This window comes from Blastocatellia bacterium, assembly GCA_025055075.1.
Classification (GTDB): Bacteria; Acidobacteriota; Blastocatellia; order HR10; family HR10; genus HR10.
Genome location: JANWYV010000018.1, coordinates 1 through 22599, shown reverse-complemented (window position 1 = coordinate 22599; position 22599 = coordinate 1). Strand labels below are relative to the sequence as shown.

Here is a 22599-nt window from a genome sequence, read left to right as displayed (position 1 = left end):
TCAATATTCCAGACGCTCCAGATTCGTACAGACCCGCTTGAGCAAATCAATATCGTCGAGCATCTTGCCCGCTCCGAGGACGACGGCCGAGAGCGGATCCTCGGCCAAGATGACCGGGACGCTCGTCTCCTGCATGAGCCGCTTATCCAACCCCTTCAGGAGCGCTCCTCCGCCAGCCAGCACAATGCCATGATCAATGATGTCCGCCGCCAGCTCCGGCGGCGTGCGCTCCAGCGCCACTCGCACGGCATTGACGATCGTGGAGACTGTATCGGCCAAGGCCTCCCGAATCTCCTCGTCCGTGATGGTGATCGTCTTGGGCACTCCCTCGATCAAACTGCGACCGCGAACTTCCATCGAGAGCGGCTCCTCCAATGGATAGGCCGATCCCAACTCGATCTTGATCTGCTCGGCCGTCCGCTCCCCGATGAGCAGATTGTACTTCTTCTTGATGTACTGGATGATCGCCTCATCCATCTCATTGCCGGCGATCCGAATCGAGCGGGAGTAAACGATCCCCGAGAGCGAGATCACGGCGATATCGGTCGTCCCGCCACCGATGTCCACAATCATATTCCCAATGGGCTCGGTGATGGGCAACCCGGCTCCGATGGCGGCGGCGATGGATTGCTCAACCAAATAGACCTCGCTGGCGCGGGCCCGATAGGCCGCGTCAATGACGGCTCGCCGCTCCACCTGCGTGATCTCGCTGGGAATCCCGATCACCACGCGCGGATTCACCCATGAGCGCCCGTTGTGGGCTTTCCGGATGAAGTTCTGCAGCATCGCCTCGGTCAGCTCGAAGTTCGCGATGACCCCATCGCGCATCGGGCGGATCGCCACAATATTCGCATGCGTCCGCCCGAGCATCTCCTTGGCCTCCCGACCGACCGCCTCCACCTTCTGCGTCACCTTGTTGACGACGACGATCGAAGGCTCGCTGACGACGATCCCCCGGCCCTTGGCGTAGACCAGCGTATTGGCCGTCCCCAGATCAATGGCGAGATCGCTCGAAAACCATCGAAAGATGGAGAACGCGCTCATTGATCCCTCTGACCACCTCAGGTCTTTCAAACATACGGTTCAGGCATCCAATTTAACATACCCCCGTGGGACATTCAACGGCGTGCTCGAAAAATCCCATCCCTCTCGGTTGCCCCATCTGCCGATCCCGGTCTACAATCAAAGCTTCCGAAACGAGAGGAGGTCGACGCATATGTTGCGATTCTTGAGCGAGAAACAACGCGCCCGGAATATCCTGCTGGTGTTCGTCGCCATCATGATGGTCGTGGGCCTGGTGATCCTCTACATGCCCATCGGCCAAGCGCTCTATCGCCGGGCGGTCGGTCTGAGCGAAGTCACCGATTCCACCGTAGTCGCAGAGGTGATGGAGGAGAAGATCACGGCTGGAGAATACCGTGCTGCCCTCATGCGCCTCACTCAATCTCGCCTAGGCCGTGGCTTTGAAGACCCGGCCTCGTTGAAGCCCTTCAGCTCGACGATCCTCAACGAGCTGATCGAAGATCGCCTCGTCCTCATCTTGGCCCGGCAATGGGGACTCTCGGCCACTGACGAAGAGGTCTTCAAAGCCTTGTTGCCGATGTTCCGCGACGCTAGCGGTCGCTTCATCGGGCGCGAGCGCTACTTCCGCGCCGTCCAGCAAAGCGGCCAAACGGTCGAAGAGTTCGAGGAGAACCTGCGCCGCTCGATCCTCCGAGATAAGGTGCGTCATCACTTGACGGCTGCCCTGGACGTCAGCCCGCGCGAGGTCGAGGAAGAATTCCTCCGCGAGAACGCGGCCGTGGATCTTGTCTATGTCGTCATCCGGTCGAAGGACCTGCGCGCTGCGATCCCGGTGAGTGAGGATGAGGCTCGCGCCTATTTCGAGAAACATCGTGGGGAGTTCGCCATCACTCAGCTCGAGCGCCAGGTCGAATACCTCCACATCCCTATGGCGCGCATCCCCGTCTCCATCTCCGAGACGGAGATTCGCGAGGAGTACGAACGAACGAAATCCGAACACACGACAGGCGCCTACGTGAGTCAGATCGAGTTGCCCTTCACCGAGCAGAACGAAGCCGACGTTCGTCGCCAAGCCGAAGACTTAGTCAAACGCGCGCGCGGCGATGAGAAGACGCCAGCCGAGGATTTCCAGAAATTGGGTGGCAAGAGCATTGGCTTCGTCAAAAAAGATTCCAAGGACGCATCCTATCGCCAGCGCGTCTTCACGCTGAGCGATTTTCAGAAAGACGTCACCGACCCCATTCGCGAGGAGGGGAAATTCTACATTCTGAAGGTGACGCGCTGGCAGCGGAAGCCGTTGGCCGAAGTGCGCGATGAGTTAGTCCGACGCCTCCGCGAGCGCAAACAGCGGGATGAGGCTGCTAAGCTCGCCGATGAGATCAAGAAGCGTCTGGATGAGGTGAAGGACCTGCGTCGCGTCGCCGCCGAATTCTCGCCGAAGTTGGGGAACCTGCCCGTCGAACAACTGGTGCGGCGGACGGGCTTCTTCGCGGCTGGGGAAGATCTTCCCGAGTTCGGCGACTACGCTTCGGGTTTCAGCAGCGCGGCTTCGGAACTCGATGAGATCGGTCAGATCGGGAGCAAGATCTACTTGAGCGATGGATATGCCATCCCTCGCCTGATCGCCAAGCGCGAACCGAAGACGCCGACGTTCGAGGAGGTGAAGGAGCGCGTCATTCGAAAGCTGCAGGAGCAGAAGGCCATCGAGCGCGCTCGCCAATTGGCCGAACAACTGATCGCTCAATCGCCGACGATCGAAGCGTTGCGCAAGGCCGCGGCTGCTCGGAAGCTCGAGGTCAAAACGCAAGAGGAGTTCAAGCGCGGGACCTTCCTCCCCGATTTGGAGCGATCGGAACAATTGGAGGGTATGGCCTTCGCCCTCGAGGTCTCGCGCGTCGCGTCACGGCCAGTGCGCATCGGGAAGGATTTCGTCGTCTTCGGTATCACGAAGCGTAGTGATCCGGATCGCGCTAAGCTCGAATCGGAACGCAAGGCCATCCGCGAGCGCGTGCTCTCGACCAAGCGCGACCAATTCTACCGTTCCTATCTGGAGACGCTGCGCGAGAAGATGATCGCCGACGGGCGCATCCGCATCCATCAGGACGTCATCGAGGCGATCTTCTCGACGATGACCGGCTCGGCGCCGGCACGAGCGGAGCGGTGAATTCGACGCGTTCCCTGATGGTCCTAGCCGGCGAAGCCTCAGGCGACGAGCGAGCCGCCGAGGTGTTGCGCGCGTTGAAGACGCTCGCTCCCGAAGGTGCGCTTCCTGTCTTCGGTTGTGGAGGGCCGGCCTTGCGCGCCGAAGGCGCTGAGACGCTGGCCGACATCGCAGAGACGGCGATCATCGGCCCTGTGGAAATTGCCCGCGCTCTCGCTCGTTTCTACGCCCTCTATCGCCGTCTGCTCCGCATCGCGCGCGAGCGACGTCCCACGGCCGCTCTGCTGGTGGATTGGCCCGAGTTCAACATGAAGCTCCTTCGTCCGCTCAAACGCATGGGCGTGCGAACGATTTACTACATCGGCCCACAAGTGTGGGCCTGGCGCACGTATCGCGTGCGGGCGCTTCGTCGCTATGTGGACCGGCTCATCGTCATCTTGCCCTTCGAGGTCGAATTCTATCGCCGCCATGGCATCGTGGCCGAATACGTCGGCCATCCGCTGGTGGATGTGGTTCGTCCGACGCTCTCGCGGGCCGCGTTCTACGCGAAGCATGGATTGTCTTCGGATCGGCCAGTGATCAGCCTCTTACCGGGGAGTCGGCGAACGGAAGTCGAACGCATCCTCCCCTTTCTCGCTCGCGCCGCGCGCGCGCTTCACGCCCAATGGCCAGCGCAATTTCTGATCCCGCTCGCGGCAACCATCTCCCCCGAGATGGCTTGGTCCCTGCTACGTCATACGCTGCAGCCGATGGACCTGCCCGTGCGCGTCCTGGAGCGGGAGACCTATGACGCTCTGGCCTACTCGGATCTGGCCGTGATCACCAGTGGCACGGCGACGCTCGAAGCGGCCTTGCTCGGAACCCCGATGATCGTGGTCTATCGCGCGCGAGCGATCAATTACCTGCTGGTCCGTCCGCTCCTGCATCTCGATACGTTCGGCATGGTGAATCTGCTCGCCGGAGAACGCATCGTCCCCGAACTCATCCAATGGGATTTGACGCCGGAGCGACTCGCGGGGACAATGATGGAGCTGCTCGCCGATCCGAAGCGGCGAGAGATCATGCAGGCGCACTTGGCCGAGGTCAGAAAGCGCTTGGGAGAAGCTGGAGCCGCTCGTCGCGCGGCCGAGATCATTTGGCGCGTCCTCACCGCCGAAGCGCCTGGAATCGTAGGGAGGGATTAGCGATGACGACCGTATCGTTCGAAGCGCTGGTGGAGCTGGTCGAGAAACTGCGCGGTCCCGATGGATGCCCATGGGACAAACAGCAAACCTATGAGACGCTCGCTCCGATGACGATCGAAGAAGCCTACGAACTGCTCGAGGCCATCGAGACGGGAAACGTCGAGCAGATGAAAGCGGAGCTCGGCGATCTCATCTTCCAGGTCGTCTTCTACGCGAAGATCGCGAAAGAGCGAGGCGAATTCACCATCGAGGACGTCATCGCGCACGTTCACGAGAAGATGACCCGGCGCCATCCGCACGTCTTCGGCGATGCGACGGCGCGAACGAGCGAAGACGTCCTGCGCCGTTGGGAAGCGATCAAGCTGCAGGAGAAAGCCCAACGCGGAGGGCCTGAGCCCCCGTCTATTCTCGACGGCGTCTCCTCGCGATTGCCCGCGCTCATTGAGGCCACGCAATTGGCCGAGCGCGCTTCTCGCGTCGGCTTCGATTGGGGCGACGCCGTGAGCGCTCTGGAGAAACTCGACGAAGAAGTCGCCGAATTCAAACACGCGATGGAGACGATGCCCGAGAATCGGGAACGGCTCAAGGAAGAGATCGGCGATCTCCTCTTCATGGTCGCCAACCTCGCTCGACTCCTCGGCCTGGATGCCGAGACGGCACTCAAAGCGGCGAATCGGAAATTCAAGGAACGCTTCCGCTACATTGAGAGCGAACTGCGGCGTCAGGGTCGTTCGCCCGAGGAGAGCACGCTGGAGGAGATGGAGCGTCTCTGGCAAGAGGCGAAGCGAAAGGATGTCTCATCCTCGGAGTGAGCTTCGAGGACTGCTTGTCTCATGGTGCACCTGGGAGTGCGCGCTCGATCGCCTCGCACAATCGAGCGAGCCCAGCGCTCACCTCTCCCTCGATCTCCACGCCGAGTTGACGACGTCCCCGCCGGGCCAAGACCGCGAAATCCCCATACGCTTGCGCGCGCTTGATGAGGCCGAACGTGTACGATCGCCCCGGGATCGCATGATCCCACGCATCGCTACCGATCACGTGCAGGAACACGCCCGTATTCGGCCCTCCCTTATGGAGCTGCCCCGTCGAGTGCAAGAAGCGCGGCCCAAATCCGAGCGAAGTCGCCACCCGTCGTCCATCCCGCACGCGATGCCGAATGAGGCGAAGTTGCTGCCGATGCGCGTTGCTCCGCTCCACGTAGGCCAAGAGCGCGAAATAATCCCCTTCCCGCAAGCGTTCTAGGTGCGCGCGCAAATACCCTTCGAGCGAACGCTCCCCCGCGCGCGCATTCAGCTCACGCCGATTTGCCTCGTCAGCGAAGAGCACGAGATTCCCATCGCGCAGCAGGACCTCAGGATGCGCGAGCACGCCCGTCTCCTCGTACGCGCGAGCCAACGCTCGCGCTTCCGCCTTGCTCGCTTCGACATCGGGCTGATCGAACGGATTCACGCCGAGGATCGCGCCGAGCACTGCCGTGACCATCTCCCAGAGGAAGAATAGCCCGCCAAGATCGTAGAGGTCCGAGAGCGTGAGCTGAAGGATCGGAGGTCCCACAACGGAGCGCGAAGCGATGTCCGAGCGTTCGAGAAGAGCATGTCCGGCGGCTCGAAGGCGATCCGCGGGACGCTCTTCCGATGAATCGGATTCGAGTTGGAACCCCACGAAGACCCGATCTCGACCATACACGTCCGGCGGTCCGAGCGCTTCATCGTCCACGGGGACGACGCCTTTGCCGTCCTTGCCCGTAGACTCAGCCAGAAGCTGTTCCAGCCATGCTCCGAAGGCAGCGAGGCTCTGCGAGGCGAGGATCGTGATCTTATCCTGCCCGCGCTGCGCCGACTCGCCCAGAATCGCTCCGAGGACGACGCCCGGATTCTCCGCGATCGGAACTTCGGGGCGACATCGTCGGATCATGCGTTGAGCGCTCTCCAAAAGCCGCTCGACCTCCACGCCCATGAGCGCCGCCGGAACGAGCCCGAAGACCGACAGCGCCGAATATCGTCCCCCGATGCTCTCAAGCCCATAGAAACAATGTCGAAATCCCTCGCGCACGGCGATCTCGCTCAGCGGAGTCCCCGGATCAGTAATCGCCAGGAAATGCTCGCCCGCGCGCTCTGGCCCGAGCGCGCGCTTCATCCGAGCGAGGAAATACTCCAGCAGGAGATTCGACTCCAGCGTCGTCCCCGACTTGCTGGAGACGATGACGAGCGCGCGGCGAAGATCAATCTGTGCCTCGACGGCACGAACGTCACCGGGATCAATCGAGTCCAATACGAGGAGCCTCGGGGCTCCTTCTCCAGAAGGGAATACACGAGCGAAGACCTCTGGCGCCAAGCTCGATCCCCCCATGCCGAGCAGCAACACATGCGCGATCCCAGCACGTTGCGCGCTCTCTCGCAACGCGGCGTACATTGGTGCGCGCGCCTTCTCCTGCTCGACGACGCGCAGCCACCCCAACCAGCGGTCCTCTCCGTCGTTCGTCCAAATCGAGGCTTCGCCCGCCCACAGCCGCTCGACCATCCGATCTCGCTCCCATTGTGCGAGTCGCTCTCGGACGGCTTGCGCGAGGGCTTCCGGCACGAACCATTCTTCCCTCATGCTCCCCCCTCGCTCGAAGTCTCGACGGTCGCCGGCACGCGGTTGTAGTCATCCGCCAGTCGCACGATGTCATCCTCGCCGAGATAGTCCCCGTACTGCACCTCGATGAACACGAGCGGCTCCGTCCCCGTGTTCTCGATGCGATGAGGTGCTCCCTTGGGGATGACGATGCTCTGATTCGCCGAGACCGGAATCACCTCTTCGCCGCGCGTCACTCGCCCGAGTCCGGCGACGATCACCCAATGTTCGGTCCGATGGTGGTGATACTGCAAGCTCAACCGATGTCCCGGATTCACCGTGATCCGCTTGATCTGATAGCGATCGGCCTTCTCCAAGACCTCGAATTTCCCCCACGGACGCTCCTCAACGTAGCGATCCATGGCTCCTCACCTCCTCCAGGAAATCGCGGAGCGCCAGTGACCAAGAGCGAAGCGCTGGGAGTCCCAGTTGCTCCGAGAGCAGACACCGCAGCGCCGTGTACAGCGGACGCTGGGCCGGGCGATTCAAGTCGGTGCTCCGAATGGGCTCGATGCGCACGTCTTCGCATCCCAATTGGCGCGCCACCTCGCAAGCGAACTCATACCACGAGCACACGCCGCTGTTGGTGACGTGATAAGTCCCTGGGTGTCCCCGCGCGAGGATCTCAAGGAGACGCGTCGCCAGATCCGCAGCATACGTCGGTGATCCCACTTCGTCCACAATGGCTCGCAGCGGTTCCCTCGCGCGCAGTCGTTCGGGCAGCGAGCTGGCGAAATTCCGACCGCCGAAGCCGAAAAGGCGCGCCACTCGGACGATATAGTGCCGCGCCCACGTCCGCCGTACGGCTTCTTCCCCGGCCCATTTCGACGCTCCATACCGATTGAGCGGGCGCGGGGGATCGGCGATCGTGTACGGCTCGCGCTTGTGGCCGTCGAAGATATAATCGGTGCTGATCTGCACGAGCGCGGCTTCGATCTCGCAGCAGACTTCGGCCAAGTGTCGAGGCCCCTCGGCGTTCACTTGGAAGGCCAGCTCGGGATCCCGTTCGCATGCGTCCACATCCGAGATCGCCGCGCAGTTGATGACGACCTGCGGGCGCACGGCGCGCAACACGCGTTCCACTTGTTCGCGGTCGCGCACATCGAGATCCGCGCGTCGCATGGCCCATACTTCGTGCTCGCGGGCGAACGTTCGAACGACGTAGCGCCCCAAGAGTCCAGCTGCTCCGACGACGAGGACGCGCGCTTTCATCCGATCACCCTCCGCCGTCCGTACATCCGCTCGTAATATTGCTGATACTCGCCGCTGCGCACCTTCTCCACCCACGCGCGATTCGCGCAATACCACGCGATGGTCTTCCGTAATCCGCTCTCGAACGTCTCCTGCGGCCGCCACCCGAACTCGCGCTCGACCTTGCTCGGATCAATGGCATAGCGCCGATCGTGCCCGGGACGATCTTCGACGAATCGAATGAGCGATCGCGGCTTGCCGAGCAACTCCAAGATCAACTCCACGACCTCCAAATTCGTCCGCTCCGAGCGCGCGCCCACGCAATAGATCTCTCCCGCTCGCCCTTGGCGAAGGATCACATCCAGCGCTCGGCAATAGTCTTCGACGTAAATCCAATCGCGCACGTGCTGGCCATCTCCATAAATCGGGAGGGGGAGATCGGCCATGGCGTTGGTGATCATCAGCGGAATCAGCTTCTCGGGGAATTGATAAGGCCCATAGTTATTCCCCGCGCGAACAATGAGGACGTCCATCCCGAACGTGCGATGAGCAGCGCGAACGAGCAGCTCAGCCGCCGCCTTGCTGGCCGCATACGGGCTGTTGGGTCGCAGCGGACTCTCTTCGGTGAAGTAGCCCGTCGGCCCCAAGCTCCCCATCACCTCATCGGTCGAGATCTGCACGAATCGCGCGACTCGACGCACGCGCGCCGCATCGAGCAAAACCTGAACGCCGAGAACGTTCGTCCGCACAAAGGGCGCCGCCTCCTCAATGCTCCGGTCCACGTGCGTCTCCGCGGCGAAGTTCACGATCGCATCTGTCCCCTCCTCCAAGGCCGCGAGCACCGCTTGCGGATCGCAGATGTCTCCGCGCACGAACCGATAGCGGGGGGAATCCGCCACATCGCGCACGTTGTCGAGGTTCCCGGCGTAGGTCAACTTGTCGAAATTCACGATCTCGCAATCCCGATGCGTCCCGAGCATGTAGCGAATGAAGTTCGAACCGATGAATCCCGCCCCTCCGGTGACGAACAACTTCACGGACATGCCCTCCTCCGCGCGTATTGACCAACGGCGTAATTCTAGCGCATCCGGACGTGGAAGGCCCACGTCGCGCGCGTGCCCCCAGAGGACACAAAAAAAGGGATGGGAATCCCATCCCCCTTAGCGTGAGAAAGCCGCTTTCGAAAATCCTCACCGAGCGCTTCCGCAGCGGACCGACGTCAGCGCCGGAGCCAGATGCGCTCGGAGATCCTCACTTCTTGCCGCCCTTCTTCTTGGTCGCTTTCTTCTTGGCCGGCATGTTACTTCTTGCCTCCTTTCTTGGCGGTCTTCTTGGCGGCGGCCTTCTTCTTCGTGGCGAACTTCGCCATCGAAGCGCGCGCCGTCATCTTCGCGGCTTTCTTCGTGGTCTTCTTCGCCGCAGCTTTCTTCTTGGCTGCGGTCTTCTTCGCAGCGGTCTTCTTCGCTGTCGCTTTCTTCGCCATCGTCCCCTCTCCTTGCTGAGATTTTCGGCGACCACAATATCCTGTGGTCACCTTGCGCTTGTGCACAATCAAAGATCAGCCCCAACATCTTGGCCTATCTTATAACCCGTTTCCCCCGAAATGTCAACAACTTTTTTCTCCGGGCTCGCGCCTCTGGCGCCTCGGGATTCGACGGAGAGCCGCGCCTCACCGCGTCAGGCGGCGATAGATGCTTGGCAAGCGTTCGGGCAAGCTCAACACGTCGTCGATGATCGTGTATCCCACCTCGCCGTACATGTCGCGGAGTTGGACCTCGGATTCGCGATCAATGGTGATGCAGAAGGGGATGACACCGGCCATGCGAGCTTGGCGCAAAGCGATCTTGGTATCCTCGCGCGCGTATCGCGCATCGCCGTAGTCGTGATCGTAAGGTCGGCCATCGCTCAGGACGATCAAGAGCTTCGTGCGCGCTTCCTGACTCATCAGACGAGCCGTCGCGTGACGGATGGCCGCGCCCAGGCGAGTGTTATTCTGATAGGTGATGCCCCCGATGCGCGCTTCGACTTCGGGTGAGTGCCTCTCATCGAAGTCCTTGATGATGTAGAACTTCACATTGTGCCGCCCTTCGCTCGTGAATCCTTGGATGGCGTAGCGGTCGCCGACAGCCTCTAAGGCTTCGCTCATCAGCACCAGGCCTTCCTTCTCGATGTCAATGATCCGCTTGCTCGGGCGCGACGTCCCAGCTCGCGACGAACGCGGCGAGACCGTGCGCGCCGTGGAGCTGGACATATCCAGCAGAAACGAGACGGCCACGTCGCGCTGACGACGCAGGCGTCTCACGTATAAGCGCTCGGAGACGCGTCCGGAGGTCTGACGATCCAAGGCGTAATCGATCACCGCTTGCAGATCGAATTCCTCGCCATCCAGTTCTCCTCGCACTTTCTGCAACGCCTCCGGGCGCAGCAGCTGGAACTGGTATCGGATCGAGGAGATCATCGGCCCATACTGCGCGCGCACGGCTTGGACGAACTGCCGCGCGCCGCGTCGCGCCGGGCGCTCGATCACCCGACACCAAGCCATGCGAAAGTCCGCCAGCTCGTGATCCCATTCCTCGTAATAGAACGCCTGATCGCCCGGCTCCAACTCTTGGGCCTCCAACTCCTCGGCGAACGGCGACTCCTCGATCTGCTCCCACTCCACGGAGTCCGAATCGCGATGGCGGCGAATCCAGAAGTTGAATGGCTCGAGGCGATCGGCCGGACGCGGCTGACGGTCAGTGAGGACGCGCGGATGCACGGGCTGTTCTCCCATCTCGGGTTCGGCCTCATCCTTCGGCTCCTCCGCGGCAGATTGCTCCGATGTGGCTTCAGCATCGCGCAAAGCGCCTTGTGCCTTCAGGAGCTGGAGGACCAGGTGCGTCGCCCGTAAGCTATCAGCGACTGTGGCGTCCACGCGTCGGATGAACTGATCCAGGACGTTTTCCAAAAGCGTCACCAGATGCGGCAGTCGATGGCGCACCTCGTCGGCGACGCCTCCGAGAAGAGCTAGGCGGAAGAGGACCTCCACGACGAGGTCAGCAGGCGACAACTCTTCCAAAGGCGGACGCCGCTCGCGCATCCGTTGCCGCACGAAATCGAGATCCCGACGCAATCCGCGATAATGATGGCGAAGGAGGAAATCTATGCGACCGTTCTCGAACGTCGTGAAGAGGCGTTCGGCCAATTCCCGATCCGGCAAAAGCGCGAGGATCGTCGAGAAGGTCACGGGCTCGGACGCCGAACCCTCGTCGCTTGGGCAAGAGGTGCGCCGCAGCTCGTGAACCAGGGCGATCAACTCGGGCAGGTCGCGCGCATACGTGCCGAACTCCAACTGTCCCGCCGCATGAGCGGCCAAGACCTTGTAGAGTTTGAAATCGGCCTCCTCGTCCCCGAACTCAGAGATGACCGCGGGCAGAGCAATCGTCTGACCATCGGCAACGGACACTTGATCGGGCAGATGGTTCAACGGACGAATGGTCACCGAGCGTCCGGTCATCCCTTGGATGTAGAGGCGCAGCGTCTGACTCACGCGCTCGAGGGTGACGCCTCCCGCCGTTTGTTGGAGGGCGTGTTGGCTCGCGCGCGTCTCCAGAGCATAATAGGCCTGAGCGCGACGGCTGTCCTTGGGATAGAGCGTCAATCCGGATTGGGCCCATTGCACGAATTGCTCGAGAGTGGCCGAGGCCAGGGCTCGCGGACTGGAGCGGAAACATTCGATCCCTAACGCGATGCTGCGATCGCTCACCTGGCGCACGACCTCAAGGACATGTGGGATGAGCGCAGGCGCCGCCGGCCCCTGCGTTTGCGTGAGCGCCTCCAGGACGCGCGGCGTGAGCTTCAGGAAGTTGTACACGGCAGCGTTGTCTTGCCGGGCGATCTTCCACGTCAGATCCGTCCATCGCGCCAAGCCGTCGGCCCCCGCCAGCGCGAGCACGCGGATCGCGACCTGAAAATACTGCAAGGCGATGCCCCCGCCCCGTTCCAAGAACGCATGCGTGTGATCGAGCAATTTGAGCTGATCCTCCAGACGAGCGGCGACTGGCATGCGCGCGAATGTCGAAAGGAACTCCGTCGCTAAGCCTCCGGCCTTCTCCGCGAAGAAGGCCGTCAGTGCGAGCGCTCGTTCCAGGAGCCGGCGCGTGCCCCCCGTCTCATCGGAGAGGTCGCGCGCTACGGATTGACGCTCGCGTCCGTGCCGAAAGCGCGCGATCAGCTCGGGCGCGCGGCCCAAGAACTCCGCGCTTTGTGTCGCACTCCGACGAGCGATCTCCCCAGCGATGAGATAGAGGCGCGCGGCCAGGTCTTCATCCCCGATGCGCCGCAGGACTTCGGGCGCGCGCTGAAAGCATTCGAGTGCCACCGTGCTGGAGATCAATGATTGCCGATGCACCGTCAGCAACAATTCGCGCCGCACGCGAAGGGGAAGGGCTTCGAGGACCGAGGGACTCGCTTGGAAAAAGGCGATCGCGCTCTCCGGACTCACGCTCGCCAATCGTCGGCCGACTTCTCCCCAAATCTTCAGCTCCTCCGGTTCCAGTTGCATTCCCACCTCAGGGGCGGCGCGCACGAATTCCGCCGCTGCCCGAACGCTCGCCGTCGTCAAACTCAAGCCCATCTCCACTAAGAGAAAGGCCCGATCGGCCGGCAGTCGCAGCAGTCGCCCGACGAGATGCTCGGCTTTCTCTGGCGCCACCCCCTTCAATTGCCGCTCCAATGTCCTTCGCATCGAATCGTCCATACGTTCAGATGATCGTCGTCACAATCTCGCGGAGGCTCCGTTGGATCTCGGGATCGTCCGTGATCGTCTGGATGATCGCGGCCTCGCACGCCTCATAGGGGGGGATGCCGCTTCGGATGAGCTGCGCGGCATAGACGAGCAAGCGCGTGGAGACCCCTTCCTCCAGGCCATGTCCCTTCAGATTGCGCGCCTTCTGGCCGATGCGCACCAGATCGCGCGCCGTCTCCTCGTCCACGCCACCTTCGTGCATGACGATGCGCACCTCATTCTCAAAGGAGGGGTAGTTGAATTCGAGGCTCACGAAGCGTTGCCGCGTGGATTGCTTCAGATCTTTGAGCACGCTCTGATAGCCCGGATTGTAGGAGATGACGAGCATGAACTCATCGGGGGCTTCCAGCAGCGTCCCTAACTTCTCAATGGGAAGAATGCGCCGATCGTCCGTCAGTGGATGGATGAGCACAATCGTATCCTTGCGCGCTTCGACGACCTCATCCAGATAACAGATCGCGCCGATCTTCACGGCCGTCGTCAACGGCCCATCGTGCCAAACCGTCTCCTCCCCCTCGAGCAAGAACCGCCCGACCAGATCCGTCGCCGACAAATCCTCGTGACACGCGACGGTGATGAGCGGTCGTCCGAGTCGCCACGCCATGTACTGAACGAATCGGGTCTTGCCGCATCCGGTGGGTCCCTTCAACATCACGGGGAGCTTCTGAACATATGCCGCCGTGAACAACTCCACCTCATTGTTCGTCGGCAGGTAGAACGGTTCGCGCTTGATCCGATACTTCTCCGCCACTTCCATCATAGCCTCTGCTATAATAGCATCTTTGAAGGAGGCGCGCTACCACATGGACGGAGCAAGGACCATGCGGATTGCCGTCGCCATGAGCGGAGGTGTGGACAGCTCGACGGCCGCGGCTCTGTTGAAGGGCGAAGGGCACGAGATCGTTGGTTTCTCGTTGCAGCTTTGGAACCAGCGTCGCTTCACGGGGCCGAACGGGGAACCTCTGCCCTCGCGTTGCTGCTCACTCGACGACATCTACGATGCGCGACGTGTCGCCGCGCAATTGGGCATTCCCTTCTATGTCCTCAACCTCGAGGAGGAGTTCGAGCGAGAGATCGTCCTCCCCTTCGTGCGCGAGTATCTGCGCGGGCGCACGCCCAATCCCTGCGTCCCCTGCAACTCGCGGATCAAGTTCGCCACCTTCCTCCGCTTCGCCGAGCAGTTGGGGTTCGAGCGCGTGGCCACTGGCCACTATGCGCGCGTCCAGTGGGATGAGGAGCGCGGCCGCTTCCTGCTGCGGCGCGGCGTGGATCGTCGGAAGGATCAGTCCTATTTCCTCTTCGAGCTGACGCAGGAGCAACTGGCGCGCGTGGTCTTCCCCCTTGGCCATTTGACGAAGTCGGACGTCCGACGTCTCGCACGCGAGCTTGGCCTCCCCGTGGCGGAGAAGGCTGAGAGTCAGGACCTCAGCTTCGTCCCCGATGGGGACTATGTTCGCTTCGTCGAGCAGTACGTCGAGACGGGCCTCGTCATAGATGGCCACGATCCTCTGGCTGAGGAGCGTCGGACGTTGCCGCGACCGCGGCGCGGAGAGATCGTCACCACTGACGGCCGCGTCGTCGGCTATCACGACGGGATTCATCGCTACACGATCGGACAGCGACGAGGGCTCGGCCTCGCTTTGGGACGTCCCGTCTACGTCGTGGACCTCGACGTCGCTCGTAATCGCATCATCGTCGGCGAGGAGCGCGACCTCTATCGAGAGCAGCTCCGCGTCGTGAACCCGAACTGGATCGCCATCGCTGAGCTGCGCGAGCCCATGCGCGTCACAGCGAGGATCCGCTATCGGCACGAGGAGGCATGGGCGACGATCGAGCCGAACGACGATGGCTCCGTGCTCGTCCGTTTCGACGAGCCGCAGCGCGCCATCACTCCGGGTCAGGCGGCCGTCTTCTACCAGGACGATCTCGTCATCGGCGGCGGCTGGATCCTTTAATTCTCATCAACACGGAGGCGCTGACCGAGACCGACGTTCCCTTGCGACGTCCCTGACGCCGGAGAAGCCATCGCGCCAACTTCACCGAGAAGGCCCCCCGCAAGCGTCCTCAGCGCGGACGCGCACCGAGCTGCGCGCAGATGGCGCGGCCGAATTCGGCAGCCGCTTGTGGTCCACTGGCCGTGATGATCCGCCCATCGGTGACGACATCCACGCCCTGATAGTGAGCCCCTCCACGCTGCAGCTCGTGCATGGAGTCCTCCGTCACGTATACGGTCGCGCGACGTCCGCGCAAGAGACCGGCGCGCGCGAGAACGGCTGGCGAGAGACAAATGGCGCCGATGATCTTCCCCTTCTCATCGGCCTCGTGCAGCAACCGATGCAGTGCCTCATTGGACCACAAGTATGTCGGCGATCCCATCCCTCCGACGACGACGATCGCATCGTAATCGTCCGCCCGCGCATCGGCAATGAGCAAGTCGGGCGAAGCGCTCCCGCCGAGCATTCCGCGGGCCGGACCGAGCCGCGTCGAGGCGATCTTCACCTCCGCCCCTTCGGCCTCGAAGATCTCTTTCGGCGTGAAGAGTTCCTCATCTCGGAACTCCTCCGGCGCGATGACCATGAGGATCCGCTTCCCCTTCAAGCCCTTCTCCTCCATAGCTCCCTCCCGGGATGGAGGGAGGAGATCCCCCCTCCGAAGCGCTCAGAATTTCGGCTTCGCGAGCCAATATCCCCACATCTTCGGATGCCGGGTTGAACAGAAGCTCGCCCGATCGTCCGATTGACGAGAGACCCCTCGCTCCCCAAGCTCGACGTGCGGCATGATGACACGATACCTCTCACGCATAGCCATTCGTCGTCTTCTGCAAGCCCCATGCCGCTTCGCTGCTTCTCGCTTTTAGTCCCTACGCCTGCAGAGAGTTATCCTCGCGCGGGCGACGAGCACGCCGAAGAAGAACGCATGAGATTTTCCCCAGGAGTGGGGGATTTCCCCCTCCACGAGATGCTCGCCGAAGGGTCGAAAACTCGCACTGAGCGAACGGAGCGCTTCAATTCGAGGACTTAGAGACTCTGATGAAGGCCACGGGTTCGCCCTACGAGATTGGCGGCGTGACGACAATGTAGAGCGCGATACCGGCCAGTGGCGCGCGCACCTCAGCGATCGTCCGACCGAAGAAGTCGGTGATCGTAAGTGTTCCAGCCACCACGTACGGCTCGCGCTCCACCTTCGGATACGGGATTCCAGTCGCCGGACTTGTCGCTACTTGCGTCGGAAGTCCCGATCCACGCACCAAGATGAAAAAATGCAAAGGGGCTAACGATGAGGACGCTTCCTGTCACGCATCGCCGCGTGCGAGATATGCCGGGTCTCTTTTATAAAGACTGGAACGCGCGTTCTCGTTCACGCCTCAATCAGGCGCGTCCAGGCGCGAAAGACCGCGTGCCCGATTCGCTCCAGCTCGGGCAGATGCTGTGCGGCTTGTCGGACGATCTCCTCACCGGAGAGGCTCGCCTCGCGCAATTCCTCGGCGAAGGTTCGAACCATCTCAGCGATGATCGGCTCGGTCACCTCCAGATGGAAGAGCAATCCGTAGGCGTTCGTCCCATAGCGGAAGGCCTGACATTCGGTCAACTCCGAGCGCGCTAGCGAGACAGCTCCCGACGGACAATCGAAGACGTCGCCATGCCAATGATAGGCGATGAACGAAGGCGGCGCGCTGGCAAAAAGCTCATCCGTGCGCGCTGCTTCCGTGAGCGTGATAGGGAACCATCCGATCTCCTTCTGCAGCCCTTTCCGAACCCGAGCGCCGAGCGCGGCCGCCAGCAATTGGCTCCCCAAGCACACGCCGAGAATAGGCTTACCCGCCGCGAGCGCGTGCTCGATCAAGCGGATCTCCTCGGTGAGGAACGGATACCGATCCTGCTCGTAGACGCCCATCGGCCCACCCATGAGGATGAGACCGACGGCCTCGCCCATGTGCTTGGGGATTGGATCTCCGGCGAACGCGCGGATGTACACGGCTCGCACATGCGCGCGTTCCAGTGCGGCCGCGATCGTGCCGAGCGTCTCACAGGCGGCGTGTTGCAATACGAAAACGGTTCGCACTAGCCTCCCTCCACGTTGAGGATTCGCGCGATTCTCCCCAGAGGTCACAGCCACGTCCACCGTGTGCGTCAAGTCCGCGAGCGCGGCTCGGAGGGCTCTGCGATGGACTCCTGCGCGAGCAATTGGCGCGCGACAGCGAGCGCCTCCTCCAAGGTCGTGACCTTTCCGTCCAGTTGCATCTCGTATATCGTCCGCAAGAGGCGCCCCATTTCGGGACCGGACTTCATCCCCAATTGGAGCAGATGGCGCCCCATGAGCAAGGGACGAGGCGGCGCGTGCTCAACTCCCAATGCGCGCGCTCGCGCGATGAACCATTCTTCGGCTTCGGCGTTGGACGCCGGCCCGCGCGCCAACGCATCGGCTTTCGCCACAAGATACAACAACTCCAGATCGCATCGCGCCGCCAAGCGACGAAAGGCGCCATCGCTCACGCGCTCGCGGTCTCTGTAAAACTGCGCAGGCTTCAGATGATCGGCCACGAGCGCCAAAACGTTCCCGCGAACGTCGTAACCGTTGATCGTATGGACATTCAACCGATCGAGCACGCGACGGCTCGGTTCCAAGCCCGCTTCTTCGTGCCCGATGGAGCGAATACGTCCCTTCTCCTCCCTCGTCGTGAGCGGCTTTCCGATGTCATGCAACAGCACGGCCAACATCACCGTCAGCCATTTCGCCTTCGGCAACTGATGCTCCCGAACGAGCGTCGCCGCCTGATCCACGGCCAGGAGCGTGTGCGTCCACACGTCCCCTTCCGGATGCCAAATCGGATCCTGCGGACATCCGACGAGCCACTTCAAGTCGGGGAAGAGCTTTTCGATGATGAGCAGATCGAGCGCGACTTGAAGACCAATGGAAGGTCGCCGCGCCAGGAGCAAAAGCTTCTCGACTTCCCCCCAAATTCGTTCGCTCGGCAGGTCCGAAAGGTCAATCGAGCGGCAGAGCGCCTGCGTCTGCGGCTCGATCGTGCACTCGAACCGCGCCGCTAGTTGCATGGCGCGGAGGACGCGCAGACTGTCCTCCGGAAACGTCCGCGCATCCACCATGCGTAAGATCCGCTGCTCGAGGTCCATGCGCCCCCCGAAAGGATCAAGCAGCTCCTCGGCCAGCGGATCGTAGAGCATGGCATTGATCGTGAAATCGCGCCGACGCGTGGCTTCCTCGAGACTCAGAAAGGGATCGCCCGTGACGAGGAAGCCGCGATGTCCGCGTCCACTCTTGACCTCCCGACGAGGGAGGCTCACATCCACATCCCACCCATTGAGTCGCAGCTTGTAGACAGTGAAGCTCTCGCCGACCGTGTTCACTTCCCCGAAGCGTTCGAGCTGCTGCTTCAACGCCTCGGCGGAAAGCCCGTACACCTCCAGGTCGAAATCCTTCCACGGCAGACCGAGCAGCCGATCGCGCACGCCGCCACCGACCAGAAGCGCACGCCCTCCCGCCTCTCGAATCGCCCGACAAAGGGCGAGAATCTTCTCCGGGACATCGAATGTCGCCATCGCCTCCCTCATCCCCGAAGAGTCCACCACATCGAGAGCCTTTATCCCACAAGCGACGATCGGAACTGTTCGGCGAAATACTCCCCCAGACGAGCGATGGGAAGCCGCACCTGTTCCATCGTATCGCGATCGCGAATGGTCACCTGCTCGTCCGAGAGCGATTGAACGTCCACGGTCACGCAATAGGGCGTGCCGATCTCATCCTGACGGCGATAGAGCCGTCCGATCGAAGCCGTGTCATCGTAGACGACGCGTCCAGGAACGACTCGGCGTAAATCGGCAGCAATTCGACGGGCTAGCTCCACCAACTCGCTCCGGTTCCTGAGCAGAGGAAAGACAGCCACCTTGATCGGCGCTAAATCCCGATGCAGTCGGAGCACGACGCGCTTCTCCCCGCGCACGGTTTCCTCGTGATACGCATCGCACAAGAGCGCCAGGAAGATACGATCCACGCCCGCCGAAGGCTCGATCACATACGGCGTGATGTGCTCTGACGTCGCCTGATCGAAATAGGTGAGATCGTCCGTCGCATGCTCGTTCCGCGGATCAGACTTCGAGTGCGCCCGCAGATCGTAATCCGTCCGATTGGCGATTCCTTCGATCTCCCCCCAGCCCATAGGGAATCGGTACTCGATGTCCACGGTGCGCTTGCTGTAGTGGGCCAGCTCCTCCGGCGACTGCTCCCGCCGCCGGAGATTCTCCGCGCGAAAGCCCAAGCGGAGATACCAGCGGAAGCGTTCCTCGACCCAGTGCTCGAACCACGCTTCGTCCTCGCCCGGGCGCACGAAGTACTCGATCTCCATCTGCTCGAACTCTCGCACGCGGAAGAGGAACTGTCCGGGCGTGATCTCATTACGAAAGGCTTTTCCGATCTGGGCGATGCCAAACGGCAGTTTCCGCCGCGCGCTCCCGAGCACGTTCAGAAAATTCACGAAGATGCCTTGCGCCGTCTCCGGCCTCAAATAGACGAGCGCCGATTCTTCTTCAACGGGTCCCATGAAGGTCTTGAACATGAGGTTGAACCGACGCGGCGGGGTGAACGACGCAACCGCTCCGCAACGAGGACAGCGCAGTGCCTTCTTCTCATTCAGAAGGACGAAAAGCTCATTCCACGCCGCGCGCACCACGTCGGTCGTCCACGGCCGATACGTCACGATCGCTTGCCGAAGAAGTTGGGCCTCAGACTCATAGGTCCGCCCGAAGCTCGCCTCGAGCGCTCGAATCGCCTCCAGCCGCTCACGGAAGAGCGGCCCGACCCGTTCCAGCACTTCCGCCCACGCTTTCACCGGACCGGAATCTATCTCTGGCAAAGGCCGCCGAAGCGATTCCGGGATCCGACGCTGAAGTTGCTCCCGAATCTCAGGGTTTTGCGTCACTTCGGTGACGAACGCCCATCGGCTCGGATAGACGCGCCCACGTTCTCGCTCTTGCCGCTCGAGCTCATCAAGGAAGGCTGCACTCTCCTCAACAAATCGCGACAAGTCCTCCCAAGGAACATCAGCCATCACTTGCTCCGCCGCCCATTTGAGGGATTCCTCCAAGACGTCATCGGCTCGGAATCGGCGCTTGCACTCGCGGCAATCCACCAGCGGATCGGAGAACGTCTCCTCATGCCCCGAATATTTCCACACCAGCCGGTTCATCAGGATGGCAGCGTCCAGCCCCTCGATGTCGTCCCGCTCATAGACGACGGCCCGCCACCATGCGCGCTTGATATTGTTCTTCAACTCGACGCCAAGCGGCCCGTAATCCCAGATGCTTTCGATTCCCCCGTAGATCTCCGAGGACGGGAAGACGAATCCCCGACGCTTGCACAGACTGCGAATCGTTTCCAAGCTCACGCTCATCATCCCTTCTCCATCCGCAGCGATGTCAGCAAGACACGTTATGATACCAGACGATCCGATGGGAAGGGTATAGGGCGACGCCCGGTCCGCCGCGTCGAATTCGATGAGAGATCTGTCGCATCGGTTCTCATTTGACATCGCGGGCTTTTGGTGATACGGTGTGCAAGCCGAGTGGCGAACGTCGGACGACGGGCGATCGCGAGCGATGCGAAGACGCGGAACGGACGGGCGAGGCGATGAAGACCTATCTGGCGCTGTTCATCCTAGCTCTCGCACTCTCTGCCGTACTGACGCCTCTCGTACGACATTTGGCGATTCGATGGGGAATCCTCGATCGGCCGGATCGGCCGCAGAAGATTCACGAACATCCGACACCCCGGCCAGGCGGACTCGCCATCTACGCGGCCTTTCTTCTGGCGCTTGCCGGGCTGCTCTTTGTGGAGAATCGAGTCGCGCTCCATTTCCGGGCGCAGCTCTCGGAGGTTGCGAAGGTCCTCGTGCCGAGCACGCTCATTCTCCTGCTCGGCCTCTACGACGACCTGCGCGGCACCAACGCCCGCATCAAATTCTCCGTGCAAATCGCGGCGGCCCTACTGGCTTATGCCCTCGGCGTTCAGATCACCCGAATTTGGAATCCATTCGGAGGGACGATCGAACTGGGCCTCTTGTCGCTCCCATTGACCCTGCTGTGGCTCGTCGGCATCACGAATGCCTTCAACCTCATCGATGGACTCGATGGCCTCTCGGCAGGGGCAGCGCTCTTCGCTACGGTGACGCTCCTTGTGGCCGCACTCTTTTACGATCAGCCGCTGATGGTCACCCTCACAGTCGCGCTCGCCGGGGCGATCGCCGGGTTCCTCCGATATAACTTCGCGCCAGCGACGATCTTCCTGGGCGATTCGGGAAGCCTTTTCTTGGGCTTTCTGCTCGGGGCACTCGCCGTGGAAGGATCACAAAAGAGTGCCACGGCTGTCGCCGTCGCGATTCCATTGGTCTCCTTTGGTCTTCCGATCCTGGACACCCTCTGGGCACTCGCTCGTCGAGCCCTCAGCCGACGACCGCTCTTTCAGGGTGATTTGGAGCATATTCATCACATGCTGTTGCGACGGGGACTGACGCGGCGACAGGTCGTGCTCGTGCTCTACGCCGCCTGTGCGGGCTGTGGGTTGTTCAGCCTCCTGTTTGTGAACCCACAAGGGAAGCCACTGGGCATCCTCCTCTTCGTCCTCGGCGCTTCGGTCTTCTTCGTCATTCAATCGCTCGGGTATCCCGAATTCCAAGAACTGCTCTCCTCGCTGAGGAGGGCTCTTCGACATCATCGTGTCCTGACCAAGAATATTCAATGGCGGCGCGCGATCATGGAGCTTCAACACGTGGAGTCGCCACACCAGTTGCGCGCCGTGCTCGCCCATTTGTTGGAGATCGGCGATTTCGACTCGGCTGAGGTCCGATGGAGGGAGCACTGGGGGCTCGTGCTCTCTCGACGGGCATTGCTGGAAGGGTGCGCGCCGATCTGGAGCGTCCATCTTCCTCTGGCCGATGCGCGGGGGGAGCTTCAGGGCGAACTTCGGCTTCGCGGCACGTTGGGAACGAGCGATCCGCTTACGGGAGCTTACTTTCTCGTGCCCCTGCAGCAAGAGCTCGCCCGCGCGCTCGAACGCCTGAGCGTGGAGTCTATCCTTGCCACGCGCTCCTTTTCTCCGGCCAGGCGAGGAGTTTGAGCGGCGGCCCAGGGCGCGAAGATTTCCGTTGCATTGGCGCGCGATTGTCTTTATCATTAAGGGTCCGCGCCGGAACAGGTTTTTAAAAACGAAAGACCGAAACTAAGGAGGGAACGATGAGCCCAAGGATCAGGAGAACCTCCCCATCCTTCGCGTTCAGGTGGTGGCGAGCGCTTGTGTGCATGTGGGCAGGGCTTTTGCTCCTCCCGTTTGGGCCCTTCCCAATCCAATCATCAGCCGTTGTCCCAGCGAAAGAGCCCTCTGCGACTCCGGAGGTCGTGTGGCGTAACGCGGACGCGCCCGTGCCGAACCCTGCCGGATCACAAAGCGCTTCGGGGCAAGTCACGCGAGTGACCACTTCGACAGATCAGTCCTTGCAAGAGCAATTCATTCGGCTCAAGTCGGAGCTGGTCTTGCTCTCCATCAGCGTGACCGATCAACTAGGGCGCTTCGTTACGGGGCTGAAATCGGATCATTTCACCGTTTACGAGGACGATGTCCCGCAACAGGTC

18 protein-coding genes are annotated in these 22599 nt (G+C 61.8%); 6 read left to right on the top strand and 12 right to left on the bottom strand.

The annotated features are described in order from the left end of the window. A complete protein-coding gene (locus NZ746_04905; GenBank protein ID MCS6816705.1) occupies positions 1-1044 on the bottom strand; it encodes a rod shape-determining protein in 1044 nt (347 codons plus the stop codon). A gap of 172 nt (positions 1045-1216) precedes the next feature. Between NZ746_04905 and NZ746_04900 the strand changes: the two genes are divergently transcribed. From NZ746_04900 to mazG, 3 genes are read left to right on the top strand one after another with little or no spacing between them, the layout of a single operon-like run. After that, positions 1217-3187 (top strand): SurA N-terminal domain-containing protein, encoded by a 1971-nt coding sequence (locus NZ746_04900; GenBank protein ID MCS6816704.1) that lies wholly within the window; start codon positions 1217-1219, stop codon positions 3185-3187. Continuing rightward, complete coding sequence (gene lpxB / locus NZ746_04895; GenBank protein ID MCS6816703.1) at positions 3184-4368, top strand: lipid-A-disaccharide synthase; 1185 nt, start codon at positions 3184-3186, stop codon at positions 4366-4368. Before NZ746_04900 ends, lpxB begins: the two co-directional genes overlap by 4 nt. 2 nt (positions 4369-4370) lie before the next feature. Further along, the gene (gene mazG, locus NZ746_04890) at positions 4371-5180 is read left to right on the top strand and encodes a nucleoside triphosphate pyrophosphohydrolase (protein MCS6816702.1); all 810 of its coding nucleotides are present in this window, start codon (positions 4371-4373) and stop codon (positions 5178-5180) included. A gap of 19 nt (positions 5181-5199) precedes the next feature. On the opposite strand, the gene NZ746_04885 is transcribed toward mazG, so the two are convergent. The 7 genes from NZ746_04885 to NZ746_04855 all read right to left on the bottom strand — a co-directional run bounded on the left by NZ746_04885 (position 5200) and on the right by NZ746_04855 (position 13721). Continuing rightward, on the bottom strand, positions 5200-6966 hold the full coding sequence (locus tag NZ746_04885) for a bifunctional transaldolase/phosoglucose isomerase (protein ID MCS6816701.1): 1767 nt from the start codon (positions 6964-6966) through the stop codon (positions 5200-5202). Further along, complete coding sequence (locus tag NZ746_04880) at positions 6963-7346, bottom strand: phosphomannose isomerase type II C-terminal cupin domain (protein ID MCS6816700.1); 384 nt, start codon at positions 7344-7346, stop codon at positions 6963-6965. The genes NZ746_04885 and NZ746_04880 overlap by 4 nt, the downstream gene beginning before the upstream one ends. Next, positions 7330-8196: a dTDP-4-dehydrorhamnose reductase gene (gene rfbD, locus NZ746_04875; protein MCS6816699.1), complete on the bottom strand. Its 867-nt coding sequence runs from the start codon at positions 8194-8196 to the stop codon at positions 7330-7332. Before rfbD ends, NZ746_04880 begins: the two co-directional genes overlap by 17 nt. After that, a complete protein-coding gene (gene rfbB / locus NZ746_04870; GenBank protein ID MCS6816698.1) occupies positions 8193-9212 on the bottom strand; it encodes a dTDP-glucose 4,6-dehydratase in 1020 nt (339 codons plus the stop codon). The genes rfbD and rfbB overlap by 4 nt, the downstream gene beginning before the upstream one ends. 263 nt (positions 9213-9475) lie before the next feature. Continuing rightward, on the bottom strand, positions 9476-9658 hold the full coding sequence (locus tag NZ746_04865) for a hypothetical protein (GenBank protein MCS6816697.1): 183 nt from the start codon (positions 9656-9658) through the stop codon (positions 9476-9478). A 186-nt stretch (positions 9659-9844) separates the two neighbouring features. After that, complete coding sequence (locus tag NZ746_04860) at positions 9845-12901, bottom strand: VWA domain-containing protein (GenBank protein ID MCS6816696.1); 3057 nt, start codon at positions 12899-12901, stop codon at positions 9845-9847. Between the two features lie 16 nt (positions 12902-12917). Then, a complete protein-coding gene (locus tag NZ746_04855) occupies positions 12918-13721 on the bottom strand; it encodes a CbbQ/NirQ/NorQ/GpvN family protein (protein MCS6816695.1) in 804 nt (267 codons plus the stop codon). Between the two features lie 43 nt (positions 13722-13764). On the opposite strand from NZ746_04855, the gene mnmA reads away from it, so the two are divergent. Then, complete coding sequence (mnmA, locus tag NZ746_04850) at positions 13765-14916, top strand: tRNA 2-thiouridine(34) synthase MnmA (protein MCS6816694.1); 1152 nt, start codon at positions 13765-13767, stop codon at positions 14914-14916. A gap of 109 nt (positions 14917-15025) precedes the next feature. Here the strand turns inward: mnmA and NZ746_04845 are convergent, their stop codons facing one another. The 4 genes from NZ746_04845 to NZ746_04830 all read right to left on the bottom strand — a co-directional run bounded on the left by NZ746_04845 (position 15026) and on the right by NZ746_04830 (position 20366). Then, entirely contained in the window at positions 15026-15574 is a 549-nt protein-coding gene (locus NZ746_04845; protein MCS6816693.1) for a DJ-1/PfpI family protein, read from the bottom strand. Positions 15575-16318: 744 nt separating this feature from the next. Continuing rightward, a complete protein-coding gene (locus NZ746_04840) occupies positions 16319-17023 on the bottom strand; it encodes a gamma-glutamyl-gamma-aminobutyrate hydrolase family protein (protein MCS6816692.1) in 705 nt (234 codons plus the stop codon). Positions 17024-17091: 68 nt separating this feature from the next. Beyond that, positions 17092-18519 carry an HD domain-containing protein gene (locus NZ746_04835; GenBank protein ID MCS6816691.1) on the bottom strand — a complete coding sequence of 476 codons (1428 nt, stop codon included), beginning with the start codon at positions 18517-18519 and terminating at the stop codon, positions 17092-17094. 41 nt (positions 18520-18560) lie between these two features. Further along, positions 18561-20366 carry a glycine--tRNA ligase gene (locus NZ746_04830; GenBank protein MCS6816690.1) on the bottom strand — a complete coding sequence of 602 codons (1806 nt, stop codon included), beginning with the start codon at positions 20364-20366 and terminating at the stop codon, positions 18561-18563. 158 nt (positions 20367-20524) lie between these two features. Between NZ746_04830 and NZ746_04825 the strand changes: the two genes are divergently transcribed. Together NZ746_04825 and NZ746_04820 are read left to right on the top strand one after the other, a co-directional pair. Further along, positions 20525-22087, top strand: a complete 1563-nt coding sequence (locus tag NZ746_04825; GenBank protein ID MCS6816689.1) for an undecaprenyl/decaprenyl-phosphate alpha-N-acetylglucosaminyl 1-phosphate transferase — start codon at positions 20525-20527, stop codon at positions 22085-22087. A 278-nt stretch (positions 22088-22365) separates the two neighbouring features. Continuing rightward, positions 22366-22599, top strand: a 234-nt coding sequence (locus NZ746_04820) for a hypothetical protein (protein MCS6816688.1), incomplete at its 3' end; no start/stop codon positions are given.